Here is a 16,488-nt window from a genome sequence, read left to right as displayed (position 1 = left end):
TCCGCGTCAGTAACCCGCCCGGGCGCCGTCGTCCGCAGGTGAAATGTACTTCGCAGCCAAGGCTTCGCTGCCCCGGGCCAGGAGTGCGACGTCGGCCCCCACCAGAATGAAGTCAACCCCGGCGTCGATATAGCGGCGGGCAGTGGCCTCGGCGAACGCATTGACACCCACGGGCTTCCCGGCCGCCTTGACCGCGGCGATGCAGTGCTCGACGGCCGCAATCACGTCGGGATGCTCCTGCTGGCCGAGGTATCCCATGGACGCGGCGAGGTCCGCCGGGCCGAGGAACAGCCCGTCCACGCCGTCGACGGCGGCAATCGCCTCAACGTTCTCGACGGCGGCGGCAGTCTCGATCTGCACCAGCAGCGTCACGGACTCCGCGGCATTCTCGAGGTACCCCTCGATCCGGTTCCAGCGCGAGGCGCGGGCCAGGGCACTGCCCACCCCGCGGATGCCCTGCGGCGGATAGCGCACGGCACTGACCAGCTCGGCGGCCTGTTCCGGGGTGTCCACCATGGGGATCAGCAGGTTCTGCGCACCCAGGTCCAGGTACTGCTTGAGCAGCACCGCGTCCCCGGACGGCGGACGGACCACCGCGGTGACGGGATAGCCGTGCACGGCCTGCAGCTGCGCCAGCAGGGATTCGATCCCGTTGGGGCTGTGTTCGGCGTCGATCAGCAGCCAGTCCAGGCCGGAGCCGGCGCAGATTTCGGCGACCAGCGGGCTGCCGGAGCAGACCCACATCCCGGTCTGCCGGCCGCCGCCGGCCAGCCGGGCGGCAAAGGTGTCCTCTAGTCGAAGCGGCATGTGATGGTTCCCAACGGTCCGTAGTCGGCAAAAACGGTATCGCCCTTGTAGACCCACATCGGGCGGGTGAAGGAGCCGGCGAGGATGATTTCCCCGGCCCCCAGCGAGGTGCCATGCACGGCGAGCTTGTTCGCCAGCCAGTACACGCCGGCGGCGGGATGGTTCAGCACCCCGGCCGCGACGCCGGTTTCCTCTATTCCCTGGTTCCGGTAGAGCAGCGCCGAGACCCAGCGCAGGTCGACGTCGGCCGGTCGCACCGGGTTCCCGCCCACCACCATGGCGCCCATCGCCGCGTTGTCGGCGATGGTGTCCACGATGGTCCGGCCCTCCATCTCGATCCGCGAGTCCAGGATTTCCAGCGCAGGCACCACATAGTCCGTGGCGTCCAGGACGTCGAACAGCGTGCAGTTCGGCCCGGAGAGCGGCTTGCCCAGCACGAACGCCAGCTCCACCTCCACGCGGGGATGCGTGTAGCGGTCCCACTCCAGGGTGCAGCCGTTTTCCAGCACCATGTCGTCGAGGATGACGCCATAGTCGGGTTCGGTGATGCCGGTGGCGGCCTGCATGGCCTTGGAGGTGAGGCCGATCTTGTGCCCGGCCAGGGACCGGCCGGAGGCGATCATCCGTTCCCGCCACAGGTTCTGCACGGCATAGGAGTCGTCAATGGTCATGTCCGGATAGCGCGCGGTCAGGCGCGGCACCGGCGTGCGGGTGCGTTGGGCTTCGAGCAGCTCATCGGCCACCGCCCGGAGGGTCTGTTGATCTAGCACGGCGGTTACTTTCTGTTCGTGGTGCGCGGGTACGACGACGGCGGGGGCTGGCTTCGGCCCCGCCGTCGGGCGGTCTGGGGTCAGACGGTCTAGAGCTGGGTGCCGATCTTGAAGCCCTTGGCGGGCTCACCCGCGGAGCTGCCGCCGTCGTCGTCGGGACGGGTGTAGGAGAACCCGTCCGCGCCGATGGTGACCGCCATTTCGGAGGTTTCGGTGCGGGTGGTGAGTGGCTGCGGGTTGCCGTCCAGATCCAGGACCAGGGAGGCCTCGGTGTACCAGGAGGGGACCACGGGGTTGCCCCACCAGTCGCGGCGCTGGTTGTCGTGGACGTCCCAGGTGATGGTGGGGTTGTCCGGATCGCCGGTGTAGTAGTCCTGCGTGTAGATCTCGATGCGGTGGTCGTCGGGATCGAGGATGTAGAGGTAGAAGGCGTTGGAGACGCCGTGCCGGCCGGGGCCGCGCTCGATCCGGTCGGAGATGCGCAGGGCGCCCATCTTGTCGCAGATCTGGATGATGTTGTGCTTTTCATGCGTCGCGAAGGCCATGTGGTGCATGCGCGGGCCGTCGCCGCCGGTCAGGGCGGTGTCGTGCACGGTCTGCTTGCGGTGCATCCAGGCGGCGTAGGTGACGCCGTCGGAATCCTTGATGTCCTCGGAGACGCGGAAGCCCAGGTCTTCCAGGTAGGCGCGGCCGCGGGGCACATCCGGGGTGACCTGGTTGAAGTGGTCCAGGCGGACGAGTTCCCCGGCGGAGTAGAGGTCGTAGCGCTGGGTGAGGCGTTCCACGTGCTCGGTTTCGTAGAAGAACTCGTAGGGGAAGCCCAGCGGGTCCTCCACGCGCACGGAGTCGCCGATGCCCTTGGTGAAGCCGTCCTTCCGGCGTTCGGTGCGGCAGCCCAGTTCCTTGTAGTACGCCTCGGCCACGTCCACGTCCTCGGGGGTGCGGACGCGGTAGGCCAGTGCGGCGACGGCGGCCACCGGGCCCTTGCGCAGCACCAGGTTGTGGTGGATGAACTCCTCGAGGGAGCGCAGGTAGATCGCGTTCTCGTCCTCTTCGGTGACGTGCAGGCCGAGGACGTCCACGTAGAACTTCCGGGACCGTTCCAGGTCGGTGACCACCAGGTCGGTGTAGGCGCAGCGGACAATGTCCGGCGGGGCGATGCTGGGCGTGGGAATGCGGTTTTCAATGTCCATGGTTTTGCTCCTTTGCAAAAGGCGGGGGAAGTGTCGGGGAGGTTTTAGCCGTCGACCTTGGCGGCGTCGTCGGTCCCGAACTTGGGGGTGTGGACCTTACCCAGGGTGATGTGGACGGCCTGCTGGTCGGTGTAGAAGTCGATGGAGCGGTAGCCGCCCTCGTGGCCCAGGCCGGAGGCCTTCACGCCGCCGAACGGGGTGCGCAGGTCGCGGACGTTGTGGCTGTTGAGCCAGACCATGCCGGCCTCGGTGTTCTGCGCGAAGTTGTGCGCGCGGGTCAGGTCGGAGGTCCAGATGTAGGCGGCCAGCCCGTACTTGGTGTTGTTGGCCAGTTCCAGGGCTTCGGTTTCGGTGTCGAAGGGGGTGATGGCGACGACGGGGCCGAAGATTTCCTCCTGGAAGATCAGGGCGTCGGGGGCGACGTCGGCGAAGACGGTGGGCGCGATGTAGTTGCCCTCTTCGAGGCCTTCGGGGCGTCCGCCGCCGGCGAGCAGGCGGCCTTCGGACTTGCCGATCTCCACGTAGGAGGCGACCTTCTCGAAGTGTTCGGGGTGCACGAGCGCACCGACCTGGGTCTTCGGATCATGCGGGTCGCCGACGACGATGGTCTTGGCGCGGGCGGCGAAGCGCTCGCAGAACTCGTCGTAGACCGGGCGTTCGACCAGGATGCGGGAGCCGGCGGTGCAGCGTTCGCCGTTGAGGGAGAAGACGCCGAACAGGGCGGAGTCGATCGCGGCGTCCAGGTCGGCGTCGGCGAAGATGACACAGGGGCTCTTGCCGCCGAGTTCCATGGACAGGCCCTTCAGGTTTTCCGCGGCGTTGCGGAAGATGGTCTGCCCGGTGGTGGTTTCGCCGGTGAAGGAGATCAGCGGGACCTGCGGGTGCTTCACGAGGGCGTCGCCGGCTTCCTCGCCCAGGCCGTTGACCAGGTTGAAGACCCCGGCCGGGACGCTGGCGTCGGTGAAGATGTCCGCCCAGAGCGAGGCGGAGAGCGGGGTGAATTCGGCCGGCTTGAGCACCACGGTGTTGCCGGTGGCCAGGGCCGGGGCGAGCTTCCAGGATTCGAGCATAAACGGGGTGTTCCACGGGGTAATGAGCCCGGCAACGCCGATCGGTTTGCGGTTCACGTAGTTGATCTGACTGCCGGGGACCTTCATGGCGTCATCGAACTGGGCGACGATCAGGTCCGCGAAGAAGCGGAAGTTCTCCGCGGCGCGCAGGGCCTGGCCCTTGGCCTGGGTGATGGGCAGGCCGGTGTCGAAGGTTTCCATTTCGGCCAGGCGTTCCTCCTGGGCCTCCACGGCGTCGGCAATTCGGTTGAGGATGCGGGCGCGTTCGCGCGGCTTCATCTTGGGCCAAGGGCCGTTCACGAAGGCTTCGCGGGCGGCGGCGACGGCGGCGTCGACGTCTTCCTTCTGGCCCGCGGCGGCGGTGGCGTAGGTCTTGTTGGTCACCGGGTCCAGTACGTCGAAGGTGGCGCCGCTGGCGGAGTCCACGAACTTGCCGTTGATGAAGTGCTGGATGTGCGTGGGGAGGTTCTCGGGGACGAAGTGCGTGCTCATGGATGGTCCTCTTTCGTCGGTGAAGTCTTGGAAGTTCTAGATCGGCGAGGGCGGCTGGTGGCTCTGCGCCAGGAAGGCGTTCAGGGTGTTGGTGCGGTGCGCGCGGGCGGCGTGCTCGACGTCGGCCGCTGCGGCGTGTGTCTCGATCAGGTCCAGCAGGTGGTCGTGTTCCTGCACCGAGGCGTGTGCCCGGTCCGGGACGTACCGGAAGACCGAGGAGCGCATGCGGCCCAGCCGGTTCCAGCCGCGGTGAACCAGGTCCAGGATGTGCGGATTGGGGCAGCGGGCGTAGAGCAGGGCATGGAATTCGGTGTTCAGGGCGGTGAAGCGGACCGGGTCGAAGTTGCCCAGGACCTCGCGCATCTGGTTGTTGAGTTCCCGGGCCTTAGCCAGTTCCTCGGCGCTGATACTGGGGGCCGCCAGGGCGGTGGCTGCGCCTTCGATGATGCTGAGGGTCTGCATGGTGTGCAGGTACAGGTCCGGGTCGATGCCGGCCACCGTGGCGCCGACGTTGCGGACGAAATGCACCAGCCCTTCAGCCTCGAGCCGGCGGATGGCTTCGCGGACCGGGACCACGCTGAAGCCCATCTCGATGGCGATGCTACTGAGCACCAGCCGGTAGCCGGGGACCAGTTCGCCGCCGAGGATGCGGTCCTTGAGCTGGGCATAGGCCTGCTCCGACTTGGAGCCGGTACCCGTGGCGGTGCTGCTGGCTTGTCCGGTGCTGCTGACAGTCCCGCTCACGTTTGTGCTGCTCATGCCTGTTCCGCTGCCCAGGCCTCGTACTTTTCCTTCCAGGCGGCGTTCATCGGGTACAGCCCATCCACGCCGTGGCCGGCCCGAACCATTTCGGCGATGAACTCTTCCTGGTGTTCCTGCTTCAGGCAGACCTCCACCAGCTCTTCGGCGATGGCCGGCGGGATGACGAGGATGCCGTCGTCGTCGGCCACGATGATGTCGCCGGGCTGCACGGTGGCGCCACCGCAGGCGATGGTGATGTCGGTGTCCCAGGGGACGTGCCTGCGGCCGAGGACGGCGGGATGCGGGTTGGCGCAGAAGACGGGCAGGTCGATGCCGGCGACGGTGGAGTAGTCGCGGACGCCGCCGTCGGTGATGATGGCTGCGGCACCGTTGTGCTTGGCGCGCAGGGCGAGGATGTCGCCCAGGGTGCCGGTGCCCTTTTCGCCGCGGGCTTCCATCACGAGGACTTCGCCCTCGCCTACGGAGTCGATGGCGCGTTTCTGTGCGTTGTAGCCGCCGCCGTGGGATTTGAAGAGGTCCTCGCGGTTGGGCACGAAGCGCAGGGTGCGGGCGGTGCCGACCACCTTGCGGCCGGGGCGGGTGCCGGTGAGGCCGTCGATGGAGACGTTGTTGAGGCCGCGGGCGCGCATCTGGGAGGACAGGGTGGCGGTGGCGACGGATTCGAACTTCGCTTTGAGTTCCGGGGTAAGGGTTTGCTGCTGTTCCTGTGTGGCTTCAGGCTGCGGGGCGAGGCCGGCCTTTTCCGCGGAGCCCCAGGCTTCTTCGCGCTGCTTATCGTCCACCTTGGGCTGCGCGCCGAAGGAGGCCAGCGGGGTGATGCCGTCGGTGACGGTAGTGGCAAGGCGGCCGGTGGTCTGGTCCGTGCCGGGGACGTCCACCTCGACTTCGAGGCGGTCGCCGGGGACGGCCACGGAGGCGCCCGCGGGGGTGCCGGTGAGGATCAGATCGCCCCGTTCCAGGGTGAGCAGCTGGGAGAGGTCGGCGACCAGCTGGGCGAAGGGGAAGAGCAGGTCTGCGGTGGTGTCGTCCTGCGCGAGGTCGCCGTTGACCCAGGTGCGGACGCGCAGGGCGGCGGGGTCGACGTCGGCCGCGTTGAGGATATGGGGGCCAACGGGGGTGAAGCCGTCGCCGCCCTTGGAGCGGAGGTTGGAGCCCTTGTCTGCCCAGCGCAGGTCGTACACGCCCAGGTCGTTGCTGGCAGTCACTCCCCCGACGTAGCTCCAGGCGTCTTCGATGCTGACCCGCCGGGCCGTCTTGCCGATGATCAGGGCGATTTCGCCTTCGAAGCCGAGCAGTTCGCAGCCTGCCGGGCGTTCCACGCTGCCGCCGGTCAGGGCCAGAGAGGAGCTGGGCTTGAGGAAGTAGGAGGGCTGTTCCGGGGTGCGTCCGCGTTCCGCTGCCCGCGAGGGGTAGTTGATGTGGACGGCGATGACCTTGCCGGCCTGCTTCAGCGTGTCCGTGGTGGCGTCGTTGCCCATGTCTCTCCTGGATCAAGTACGAAATCGTATATGATCAGCGTCACATGCGACGGGGGTCTCGTCAAGGGCCTAGTTCGGCCTGCCAAGTGAGACGCCGGGCGCTGTACGGGTCTGCGGCAGCCCGGAACTTTTTCACGCACACTGAGGGGAGGACCAACTGCAATGACCCTGCCAAGCCTACGACGGGTCGCCAGCGCTCACCTGTCGGCGTTCGCGAAGGAGCCCCATGACTGCTTCCTGATGCTCTCGCCCGTCGGCCAATGTGTATGTCTTCCAGTGGCCGGGGTTGTTGCTCATGGTCAGGAAGGAATTGACCAGAATGCCGACGTGAATATCCAAGGTTTTCAGCTCTACCCAACTATCCCCTTCGCCCACGAGCCCCTGGAGCACAAGCTTCATGGACTCCCCCGGGACCAGTAGAGGGACATTGTCCGTGGCGAAACGTACATACTTCGTTATGACGCTCCGGCCATTTACTGCGAAGGGGTGGACAAAATCCGACCCTTCCCCACCTGGCCCCAGTTTCTTATGGAATGTCTGCGCTTCAAGTCGAAAGGTGCCGCCTGGCTGATCCACACCTTCGAGCCGAAGCTCCCGAATGACACGGGGTTTGGCACCCGTGTTGTGGACGACCACGGGGATTTGAATTACGAGTGACTGAGTATTGATGTAGCCACCGAAAGTTGTGACTGAGTAAAAGACGAGACGCCCGGGGCGGGCGTTGAGCCACCAGAATGATGAGACGGTAAAGATGAGTGCTAATGAGGCAATTAAGACGGTTGGTAGGTACATGGTTTGAATGTAGTCGAGGGCGCGTATGGGCCCGACACGCGCTCTGCGTGTCGCGACTCGGGAGCCATCCCACACACCTCAAGGTTCATGAAAAAAGGGGCCCTCCATACTGCGGACCCCTCACATGGTTCCCACACCTACGCGGACCATCGCCTCTTCCTCGTATCCGATCAGCAAGAGGCGCCTTTGGGACTGCTCGGTGGTATCGAGCGCGTGAGACAGGTCGAGCTGTTCGTGGTAGCCCGGCAATCGGGCTCACATCTCATTGATGCGGCTCGCCTCTAAACTTCGACGACTGGGCACCTTAGACGTCGAGCTGAAGTTGAGATGTACCGGCACTTATGGTACAATGTCCTCCCCATATAAACGAGAGAAAGGCATTATACATGGTACAAATGGCAGAAGCGAATCGAATTGAAGAGCACTGGAAGCAGGCAGGGGGCCTGCCTTGCAGTGAGCATAGCTATGACAAGGAATACCATCTGAGCGCAGATACGGGCGACTACCGCTGTACGGAATGCGGTGACACCCTCACCCGGGCCGAGATGAAAGCCCGCAGACGGGGTGAGGACTCCTAGGACAGACTCCAGTGCTCGCCTCCCCCAGACGGAGCATCTGGGGAGGCGCACCGGGGGTGCGGCGTCAATAGATGCATGTTGGTCCAGATATTCGTGTACTTGAGGGGCTAGGACGACCGGTCGGGGGCATCCCCAGCAAGGGGGTCAGCCCCCTCCCTGGCTGCCAGCCTTCCGCTCGTAGGCCTCCCGAACGTTACTTGGAAGGGCTTTATACAACTCTTGGCTCCTGCGCGGGCGGGTCACCAGTTCGTCAACGAGAGTATTGATCGCGAGAAAAAAGGTCTCGGCTATGGTCTCGTCATCCTCGTCAACGTAGATTGTTGCCGTTCCATCATCGTCGCGTTCGCCGTGAAGCGCCGTGTTGCCTACGTGCCTGAGCACATTAAGCAGTTGCATAGTGGAGGACGACACACGACCTTCAAGGCGAATGAGTCTCTCATCCAACCGCGTGCGCTCGGCACACTCCGGATCAAGGGCCTTCACAAGTCGTTCCATGGAAGCGCGGCAGAGGGCCGCAGCAGCCCTTCGAGAAAAGGGAAGCACTGCCACCGCTTCCCGGAAAAGGGCTGCAGCATCGGCAGGCATATCCTCATGCGGAGCACTCTCGGGTTCAATGAGCTCGCGGCTGGGGTATACGAGTTCCGAACCAAGCCAGATCGAATGGTCCTTGCAGGAATAACAGCGGCTGGCCGTCCAGGTGGGCCGTATCAACCTCCCTGTCTTCCAAGAGATAACCTCGTCATCACCCAGCTCTACAAACGATCCACCCTGCTCAGAGTCTCGTCCGAATAGGGCGAGCCACTCCTGGTCAGCGAGGGCGCCGCAGCGTGGACAGTTGAAACTGGGCGAGTTGAAGATGGGTGAACGGTGAACGGAAGCCATGGCGAGATTCTGCCACATGGCGTGAAGCAACGCCGAAGGATATCGCAGCTCGTGAGTTCCGAGACGCCCTAATTAGCCGGACGTATTTCCAAGCGCGACATTACCAAACTGGGGCTCGCGTCCATGTCTCTCGCTGATTGTTAAAGCAACCACATCTGGTATCTGTTGCGAGACATACTGAAGCAACAAATGGAAAGCCGATTGATTGGTACGCGTGACTTTCCACCACCCACGGTAAATCGCAACTGACCACCCAGTGCTTGAAGGGCTCCTTGAGAACACTGACTTGCAGGAGGCATCGCCGTTGTGATCTCGCACGCTTGGCGGAATAGAAGACGCCTTTCGTTTGGTTGTCGCCGGATAGACAAACCTTCGCTCAGAACGCCTCAGTCCTGGGCACACGCGACAAAAAGGAACCACCACTTGAAGCTCTTTACCCCCCCCCTCGTCGTCGGCACCATGGAACTGCCCAACCGCCTCGTCATGGCACCGATGTCCCGCGTCCGCGCCGACCGCAACGGCGTGCCCACCGACATCATGGTCGAGCACTACCGCCAGCGCGCCTCCATGGGCCTGATCATCACCGACGGCATCTACCCCTCCTTCACCGGCCAGGGCAACGCCCTGATGCCCGGCCTGGTCACCGAGGAACACGTCACCGGCTGGAAGCGCGTCACCGACGCCGTGCACGAAGCCGGCGGCCGGATCGTCGCGCAGCTGATGCACTCCGGACGCGTCGCACACGAGAACATCAACGGCGGCCGTCCAGTCGTCGCCCCCAGCGCCATCGCGGTTGAAGGCATGGCGCACACCTACGACGGCAAGCAGCCCTTCCCGGTGCCCCACGCCCTCACCGAAGCCGAACTCCCCGGCATCGTGCAGGACTTCGTCTCCGCCGCGCGGAACGCGATGAAGGCAGGGTTCGACGGCGTCGAGCTGCACGGGGCCAACGGCTACCTGCTGCAGGAATTCCTCTCCCCCGTCTCCAACACGCGTACCGACAACTACGGCGGATCGCCGCAGAACCGGGCCCGCCTGGTCATCGAGGCCTTCCGCGCCGTGGCCGAGGCCATCGGCGCCGAGCACACCGGCATCCGCATCTCCCCGGAGCACAACATCCAGGGCGTGCTGGAAACCGACCGCGCCGACGTGACCGCCACCTACACCGCGCTGGTGGACGGCATCGCCGATCTGAAGCCGGCCTACCTGTCCATCCTGCACGCGGATCCGGCCGACGAGCTGGTCCAGGGCCTGCGCCACCGCTTCGGCGGCCCGGTGTTGCTGAACACCGGCTTCGGCTCGGTCACCTCCCGCAGCGACGCCGTCATGCTGCTCGAAGAGGACCTGGCCGACGCCGCCGTCGTCGGCCGTCCCGTCATCGCGAACCCGGACCTGGCCCGCCGCTGGCAGGAGGACCACCCGCTGAACGAGATCGACCAGGCCACCGTCTACACCGACGGCGCCGCCGGCTACACGGACTACCCGGTGCTGGCTCCGGTTTCCTAGCTCGAACGAACGACGACGGCAGGCCTTCGCATGATGCGGGAGGCCTGCCGTTCGCCTGTGCGGAGGTACTCACGCCATTAACACCGCATGGCCCAAGGCCCAGTGATTGGGCGCAGTCCGGAGTCCCTCGCTGCAATTGCTATCCTCCGATGGATAGATAAGACAGAAACCGATTGGGGGTCGGGAAGCCGCATGGCTGACGACCACCGGCTCCACCGAAGCGGGCGAGCACAACTGCTTTCATACGGTCAGTCATAACACTGCTCCTTATCAGGATTGCTGCCCTGCGCCTGTCGCTCTGGCGCGGGGAACTAACGCTGTATCAAGGTGCCGGGGTGAGCACAGGCCCGGTATGCCGCGTGCGGTACCAGATCACCCCGGTGATTACCGCCAACAGGACCACGGGGATAAGGAAAGCCATGGAACCCACCCCGGAAGAGCGATCTGTCGTCGCATTGAGGTCGGCGTGAAGCGCAAGTGCCAACATCAGGCCAAGAGAATTATTGGCCGCGTGCAGCACGACTGACGTCTCAAGACCACCCGTACGCCACGTGATCAGCGCGAAGGTGATGCCCACGGCCAAGAACTGAAGATTGAGCCAAAGGTCGGTGGACAGGTGGATCGTCGCGAACAGCACCGAAGAGACGACCACCCCCAAGGCCAGGGCTGAGCGAGGGCTTCTCCCCCAGCTAGCAGCCACGCGAAAGATCAGCCCCCTGAACCCGTACTCTTCGCCCGCGGTCTGCAGCGGCACGATCAAGACCGTGACCACGAACATGAAGAGGAGGTCGCCTACGGCCCAGTCGGTCATTACGGAAGGCTGAAGAATAGTCAGGACGGTCATATAAACGGCCCAGACGGGCACAAGAACGAGTACTGCCCGACCCAGCACTGCCGCTCGGAACACTCCGGTAACGGAATGCATCGTGCGCCCCTTGACACCGTAGAGCCAGCGCTGGATGAGCATGCTCCACGGAATGAGTAGCGCGCTCGAGGCGAAGGTACCAGCCAGCGTAACGGTCGTGAATTCCGTGCCGCCAGTGACAATGCTGTCTCGGCCAAGCAAGAGATCAATCTGTCCACTGATCTGCGCGGCGACGGCACCAAATCCCAGCAATCCTCCAAAAAGAAGCACGATGGCAAGAATGCCACGCGGTATTCCGCGTCCTTTGGTTTTCCGGTCGAGCACCCGGTGGTACGGGGTGCCAGCCGGGATGTCTCCCCCGGCGCGGCTGGTGTCGTGATCGGTATCGCGGAGTGTGGATACCTGGTTGATGACATTCTCATTAGGACCCATGGCTGGCCTCTACTTTCGTGTTGTGTGTGGCGAGATGGCCCGGTTCAGCGGTGGCGGAGCCGTCGCGGGGCGAACCTAGGAAGGTGCGCAGGGCGTCATTGACGTCGTCGGCATGCGTCCAGAGCAACCCGTGAGGGGCGCCCTCCACCTCGACGTAGTGAGCAGCGGGCAGTGACCGGGAGAACCGGCGGGCCGTGTTGTCGATGGGCAGGATACGGTCGGCAGTGCCGTGCAGGATCAACACCGGCTTCCCGCTCCGGCGCACTGCTTCGACATCACGCCGAAAATCCTCGATCCACGAAGAGACGACGGCGTAGGCCGCCACCGGGGCGCTGGAGATTGCGGTGTTCCAGCTGCCGCTCACCGCCTCCTGGCTGACCCGGGTACCGAGGTTCTCGTTGAGGTTGTAGAAGTCCGAGAAGAACTGCGTGTACCAGGCGTACCGGTCGCTCCTGGCCGCAGCTTCAATTCCATCGAACACCGCCCGCGGCACGCCCTCGGGGTTGTCTTCACGCGCAACAAGGAAGGGCTCCAGCGAGGCGAGGAATGCAAGCTTGGCCACCCGCTCGTGGCCATACTTGGCGACATAGCGAGCGAGCTCGCCGGTCCCCATCGAGAAGCCCACCAGGACGACGTCCTGCAGATCCAGGGCCTCCAGCAGGATGCTCAGGTCGGCGGCAAAGGTGTCGTAGTCGTAGCCGACACTGACCTTCGATGACTGGCCGAAGCCGCGCCGGTCGTAGGTGATAACCCGGTACCCGCTGGCCAGGAGCTCCCGTGCCTGATGCTCCCAGCTGTGTCCGTTCAATGGATACCCGTGAATCAGGACGACAGGCTGCCCCGCACCCTGGTCCTCGTAATACAACTCGATTGGCGTGCTGTTCTCTGATCCGACGCTGATAAACGCCATGGTCTTCCCTCTCGGTAGTGTGCCCAATGACATGAACGCCCCAGCCGGTGGAGCTCCGCCCCTGGGCCGCGGCTGTGCCGGGATCGGATACCCGTTCACGGCGACGTTGCCAGACTCCCACCGGCGTCGGCGCTCTCGCGTCGGTGGCGAGCACCTAGAATCGGCCACCAGGCATTACCTAGAACGGCGACAGCAACCAAGAAGGGACAGAGCTATGCCGCGCTGCTACCAGGCCCCGTCCGCCGCGCCGTCGGACCCCGCGGCTAGGCTGGAGGAATGGCAACAGTAATCCTCGTGCGGCACGGCCGCACCACAGCGAACGCCTCCGGGCTGCCGGCCGGCCGGACCCCCGGCGTCGAACTCGACGCCGCCCGGCGAAGCCACCGTCACCGTTGCCGACGTTGCGGCACTGCTGGATCCGGTGGAATGGACCATTAGGTCCGCCGACACGCAGTTCCGCACCGTCACGGCGCCGGACGGACAGACCGTCACCCTGCCCGACGTCGTTGTGCAGGCCGCGCGCCGGAGCTAGAATCCCCCGCCGAGCTACGCCACCCTCCAGGACCCCGTGCCCGAGCTCGCCGTGTGGCCGCACCTAGCCGTCGCGCCAGGAACCCCGCAGAACCTCGATGCCATCCAGCAGAACGTCCAGCCCGACGGCGAACTCGGTGTCGTAGTCGTAGCCCTCCTTGGCCAGCTCCTCCACCACTTCGAGCAGGTACGGATACCGGGCAGCAGCCTCCGCCGACTCAGCATCGCGGGTGGCAGCGGCGGCCTCGGCCGACTCTTCCGGGGTCTCGAAGGACAGGGTCTCCTGCTGCAGCGCGAAGCCGTACACGTAGGCGTCCAGCAGGCTGGTGACGTGGACGGTGGTCCGGAAGGAAAAACCGTTCTCCCTTAAGCAGCCCAGCAGCGTGTTGTGTTGGCGCAGGCTCTCCGGGCCCGGGCGTCCTGCTGCTTCCATCCGCCCCACCGCCCAGCGGTGCCGGACCAGTGCGGCCCGGAGGGAGACGGCACGGTCCCGCATGGCCTGCTTCCAGCCGTGCCCGGCGTCAGGCTCCGTGACCTCGCTCCAGACGAGATCCACCATGCCCTCGAGCAGTTCCTGCTTATTGGCCACGTGCTTATACAGCGCCATGGGAACCACACCGAGTTCCTGGGAGAGGGTGCGCATGGTGAAACCCTCGATACCCACCTGGTCAGCCAGTTCGACGCCGGCGCGGAGTACGGCTTCCCGGTTCAGGCGCGGTCGGGACACGGGCGGCTGCTGCCGGTCCTTGGGTTCCTGCGGCAAAGCGGCCACCTTCCTGGGAATTGATGCTTGACAGAGTGTACGTCATACACCTACGTTCATCGCATGTGGTGTACGAAGTACACCTTTGGCCGACAGGGAGCACCATGCAAGCCTCCAACCGGACCGCCCGGACCGCCGGGATCCTTTTCCTCCTCACCTTTGTCTCGGCCATCGCCGGGGCCGCACTGTACGCACCGCTGCTCACCGACCCGAACTACCTCACGGGGCCCGGTGTGGACACCCGGATACTGCTCGGCGCGGTCTGCGAACTGGTGCTGATCATCACGAACATCGGCACCGCTGTCGTATTGTTTCCCGTCCTCCGCCGCTACAGCGAGACCGCCGCGGTTGGCTATCTCGCGGCCCGGATTGTGGAATGCACATTCATTGCCGTCGGCATCCTCAGCGTGCTCACCGTGGTGACGCTGCGGCAGACCGCCGGTGCCGACGCCGCTGAGTACCTGCCCGTGGCCCGGGCACTGGTGGCAGTGCATGGCTGGACATTCCTGCTGGGCCCGGGCTTTGTGGTCGGGATCGGGAACGGACTGCTGCTCGGCTTCCTGATGTACCGCTCGCATCTGGTGCCGCGGCCGATGGCATTGTTCGGTCTGATTGGCGGTCCGTTGATGTCGATGTCCGGTATCGCCGTGCTCTTCGGAGCCTATGGGCAGTCCTCGGTTCTCTCTGCCCTGGCCACCCTTCCCGAGATCATCTGGGAGGCCTCGCTGGGGATCTACCTGGTGGTGGTCGGCTTCCGCCGGCCGCGGAACACTGGAACAACCGAAGCCACCCTCGAACAACCTCATGTCTTGGGGAAGCTCGCGAACGAGCACTCCTAAGGTGGTCGGACGCACGCCTGCGGTCACCCTGTTTGAACTGGCCGACGGCGCCATCCGGCCCTGACGATCGGGCCCTAGCAACAACCTATTCCGGCTGACCCGCACCGACAACTACGGCGGATCGCCGGAGAACCGGGCCCGGATGGTCATCGAGGCCTTCCGTGCCGTGGCCGCGGCCGTCGGCGCCGAGCACACCGGCATCCGCATCTCCCCGGAACACAACATCCAGGGCGTGCTGGAAACCGACCGCGCCGATGTCACCGCCACCTACACCGCACTGGTCGACGGCATCGCCGACCTGAAGCCGGCCTACCTGTCCATCCTGCACGCCGACCCGGCCGACGAGATGGTCCAGGACCTGCGCCACCGCTTCGGCGGCCCGGTGCTGCTGAACACCGGCTTCGGCACGGTCACCACCCGCGACGACGCCGTCATGCTGCTCGAGGAGGACCTGGCTGACGCCGCCGTCGTCGGCCGTCCCGTGATCGCCAACCCGGATCTGGCCCGCCGCTGGCAGGAGGACCACCCGCTGAACGAGATCGACCAGGCCACTGTCTACACCGACGGTGCCGCCGGCTACACGGACTACCCGGAGCTGGCGCCGGTTTCCTAGTTCGGGCGAACGACGGCGGCAGGCCTTCCGCATCATGCGGGAGGCCTGCCGTCCTCTTTTACATGGATTCCAGCGCCTTCAGCCCAGGGAATCCTCCTATGTTGACGGCGAACGAAGCACCCGACGCGCCCGCCTCGTCGAGTGAGGCCCTCGCCACTCCTACGACGGAGCAACCGAACTGAAAGGATTTGCCCGGTAGTGCAATGCTTCGCCGCGGATGTACCGCCCGACTTCAGCAGCGATGATTTCTGCCGCGTTCCGGGCAGTTTCCTTGCTTGAGCCCGCCAGATGTGGGGTCATAACGACCCCGGCCGTGGTGAGGAGCCGTGAGGCGCCGGGGATCGGCTCTTCGGGGAATACGTCAAAGGCGGCTCCGAAGAGCTGGCCGCGCTCCAGAGCGTCCAGCGCGGCATCGTAGTCGAGGAGTGCTCCCCGAGCGCAGTTCACCAGTATGGAACCTGCTGGCATGGATGCAATTTCCGCAGCTCCAATCATGCCCGCAGTCTCTTCCGTTGCGCGGGCATGGAGGGACACAATCCGGGACCGTCTGAGCAGTTCAGGCAGATCCACAAGTTGCGCAGAGCCGACGTCTTCCTGACGGACGTAGGGGTCGTAGACGAGGACATCAGCACCGAATCCTCCGAGGATGCGGGCCACTTTCCGGCCGATGGCTCCGTAGCCGATCAGTCCGACGGTGCTTCCCTCAAGTTCAGGCCCGACACGGTCATACATGTAGTAGTCGCCCCGCCACTGCCCTCCCAGGAGATCGCCGTGGGTCGACGGGATCCGGCGTGCCGCAGCGAGCATCATTGCAACCGTATGTTCCGCGGTGGCAGTGGAGTTCCGCCCCGGAGCGTACGTTATGGCTACTCCGTGCCGGGTTGCGGCCTCAAGATTGGCGTTGACGGGCCCCCCTCTGCCGATGCAGAAGAGACGCAGGTCGGGACAGGCTGAGAGCACCTTCTCCGTTAGTGGAGCCATTTGGGTTACACATATCTCTACTCCCTGCAGCGCCTGGATCAACTCGTCCTCAGTACCGGAGGCCTCATCCACCTCTCCCACCCGGCCGAAGGGTTGCACCGGCCAAGGAAGTGTTAGTTCGCTCAAGGTAACTCCGCCCGGAATCTGACGATTTATGGCGTCGACGAGCAGGCTGGCAGTCACGAAGTGATCACCAGCGGCCAGAATGCGCATATTCATGAAGC

Annotated in this window: 14 protein-coding genes and 2 pseudogenes; 4 read left to right on the top strand and 12 right to left on the bottom strand. The window is 64.9% G+C overall.

The genetic code is table 11. The annotated features are described in order from the left end of the window. Positions 1-6: 6 nt before the first annotated feature. The 8 genes from QNO03_RS13030 to QNO03_RS12995 all read right to left on the bottom strand — a co-directional run bounded on the left by QNO03_RS13030 (position 7) and on the right by QNO03_RS12995 (position 8,824). Positions 7-807 carry an HpcH/HpaI aldolase family protein gene (locus QNO03_RS13030; RefSeq protein ID WP_289603588.1) on the bottom strand — a complete coding sequence of 267 codons (801 nt, stop codon included), beginning with the start codon at positions 805-807 and terminating at the stop codon, positions 7-9. Beyond that, complete coding sequence (hpaH, locus tag QNO03_RS13025) at positions 792-1,577, bottom strand: 2-oxo-hept-4-ene-1,7-dioate hydratase (protein ID WP_289603587.1); 786 nt, start codon at positions 1,575-1,577, stop codon at positions 792-794. The genes QNO03_RS13030 and hpaH overlap by 16 nt, the downstream gene beginning before the upstream one ends. An 89-nt stretch (positions 1,578-1,666) precedes the next feature. Next, complete coding sequence (hpaD, locus tag QNO03_RS13020) at positions 1,667-2,764, bottom strand: 3,4-dihydroxyphenylacetate 2,3-dioxygenase (RefSeq protein ID WP_289603706.1); 1,098 nt, start codon at positions 2,762-2,764, stop codon at positions 1,667-1,669. A 50-nt stretch (positions 2,765-2,814) separates the two neighbouring features. Continuing rightward, the gene (gene hpaE / locus QNO03_RS13015; protein ID WP_289603586.1) at positions 2,815-4,332 is read right to left on the bottom strand and encodes a 5-carboxymethyl-2-hydroxymuconate semialdehyde dehydrogenase; all 1,518 of its coding nucleotides are present in this window, start codon (positions 4,330-4,332) and stop codon (positions 2,815-2,817) included. 36 nt (positions 4,333-4,368) lie between these two features. Next, positions 4,369-5,091, bottom strand: coding sequence for a GntR family transcriptional regulator (locus QNO03_RS13010; protein WP_289603585.1), 723 nt, complete (start codon positions 5,089-5,091; stop codon positions 4,369-4,371). Further along, positions 5,088-6,572 carry a fumarylacetoacetate hydrolase family protein gene (locus tag QNO03_RS13005; RefSeq protein WP_289603584.1) on the bottom strand — a complete coding sequence of 495 codons (1,485 nt, stop codon included), beginning with the start codon at positions 6,570-6,572 and terminating at the stop codon, positions 5,088-5,090. The genes QNO03_RS13010 and QNO03_RS13005 overlap by 4 nt, the downstream gene beginning before the upstream one ends. 177 nt (positions 6,573-6,749) lie before the next feature. After that, positions 6,750-7,364: a hypothetical protein gene (locus QNO03_RS13000; RefSeq protein ID WP_289603583.1), complete on the bottom strand. Its 615-nt coding sequence runs from the start codon at positions 7,362-7,364 to the stop codon at positions 6,750-6,752. Between the two features lie 722 nt (positions 7,365-8,086). Next, positions 8,087-8,824, bottom strand: a complete 738-nt coding sequence (locus tag QNO03_RS12995; RefSeq protein WP_289603582.1) for a DUF4145 domain-containing protein — start codon at positions 8,822-8,824, stop codon at positions 8,087-8,089. 423 nt (positions 8,825-9,247) lie between these two features. Between QNO03_RS12995 and QNO03_RS12990 the strand changes: the two genes are divergently transcribed. After that, complete coding sequence (locus QNO03_RS12990; RefSeq protein ID WP_289603581.1) at positions 9,248-10,330, top strand: alkene reductase; 1,083 nt, start codon at positions 9,248-9,250, stop codon at positions 10,328-10,330. Between the two features lie 322 nt (positions 10,331-10,652). Here the strand turns inward: QNO03_RS12990 and QNO03_RS12985 are convergent, their stop codons facing one another. Together QNO03_RS12985 and QNO03_RS12980 are read right to left on the bottom strand one after the other, a co-directional pair. After that, positions 10,653-11,627, bottom strand: a complete 975-nt coding sequence (locus tag QNO03_RS12985; protein ID WP_229946387.1) for a CPBP family intramembrane glutamic endopeptidase — start codon at positions 11,625-11,627, stop codon at positions 10,653-10,655. Further along, a complete protein-coding gene (locus QNO03_RS12980; protein ID WP_229946386.1) occupies positions 11,617-12,537 on the bottom strand; it encodes an alpha/beta fold hydrolase in 921 nt (306 codons plus the stop codon). Before QNO03_RS12980 ends, QNO03_RS12985 begins: the two co-directional genes overlap by 11 nt. Before the next feature lie 276 nt (positions 12,538-12,813). Here QNO03_RS12980 and QNO03_RS12975 point away from each other — a divergent pair. Beyond that, positions 12,814-12,930: pseudogene (locus QNO03_RS12975) on the top strand (histidine phosphatase); the annotation flags it as partial. 202 nt (positions 12,931-13,132) lie between these two features. On the opposite strand, the gene QNO03_RS12970 reads toward QNO03_RS12975, so the two are convergent. Further along, positions 13,133-13,831 carry a TetR/AcrR family transcriptional regulator C-terminal domain-containing protein gene (locus QNO03_RS12970; protein WP_229946382.1) on the bottom strand — a complete coding sequence of 233 codons (699 nt, stop codon included), beginning with the start codon at positions 13,829-13,831 and terminating at the stop codon, positions 13,133-13,135. A 104-nt stretch (positions 13,832-13,935) separates the two neighbouring features. On the opposite strand from QNO03_RS12970, the gene QNO03_RS12965 reads away from it, so the two are divergent. After that, positions 13,936-14,670, top strand: a complete 735-nt coding sequence (locus QNO03_RS12965) for a DUF4386 domain-containing protein (RefSeq protein WP_289603580.1) — start codon at positions 13,936-13,938, stop codon at positions 14,668-14,670. Positions 14,671-14,770: 100 nt separating this feature from the next. Then, a pseudogene (locus QNO03_RS12960) lies at positions 14,771-15,283 on the top strand (oxidoreductase); the annotation flags it as partial. A gap of 159 nt (positions 15,284-15,442) precedes the next feature. Here the strand turns inward: QNO03_RS12960 and QNO03_RS12955 are convergent. Then, the gene (locus tag QNO03_RS12955; protein ID WP_289603579.1) at positions 15,443-16,483 is read right to left on the bottom strand and encodes a 2-hydroxyacid dehydrogenase; all 1,041 of its coding nucleotides are present in this window, start codon (positions 16,481-16,483) and stop codon (positions 15,443-15,445) included. Positions 16,484-16,488 lie beyond the last annotated feature (5 nt).

This window comes from Arthrobacter sp. zg-Y877, from assembly GCF_030373105.1.
GTDB lineage: Bacteria > Actinomycetota > Actinomycetes > Actinomycetales > Micrococcaceae > Arthrobacter_B.
Note: the sequence above shows the minus strand (reverse complement) of the source record. Positions and strands in the feature narration are given on the sequence as shown.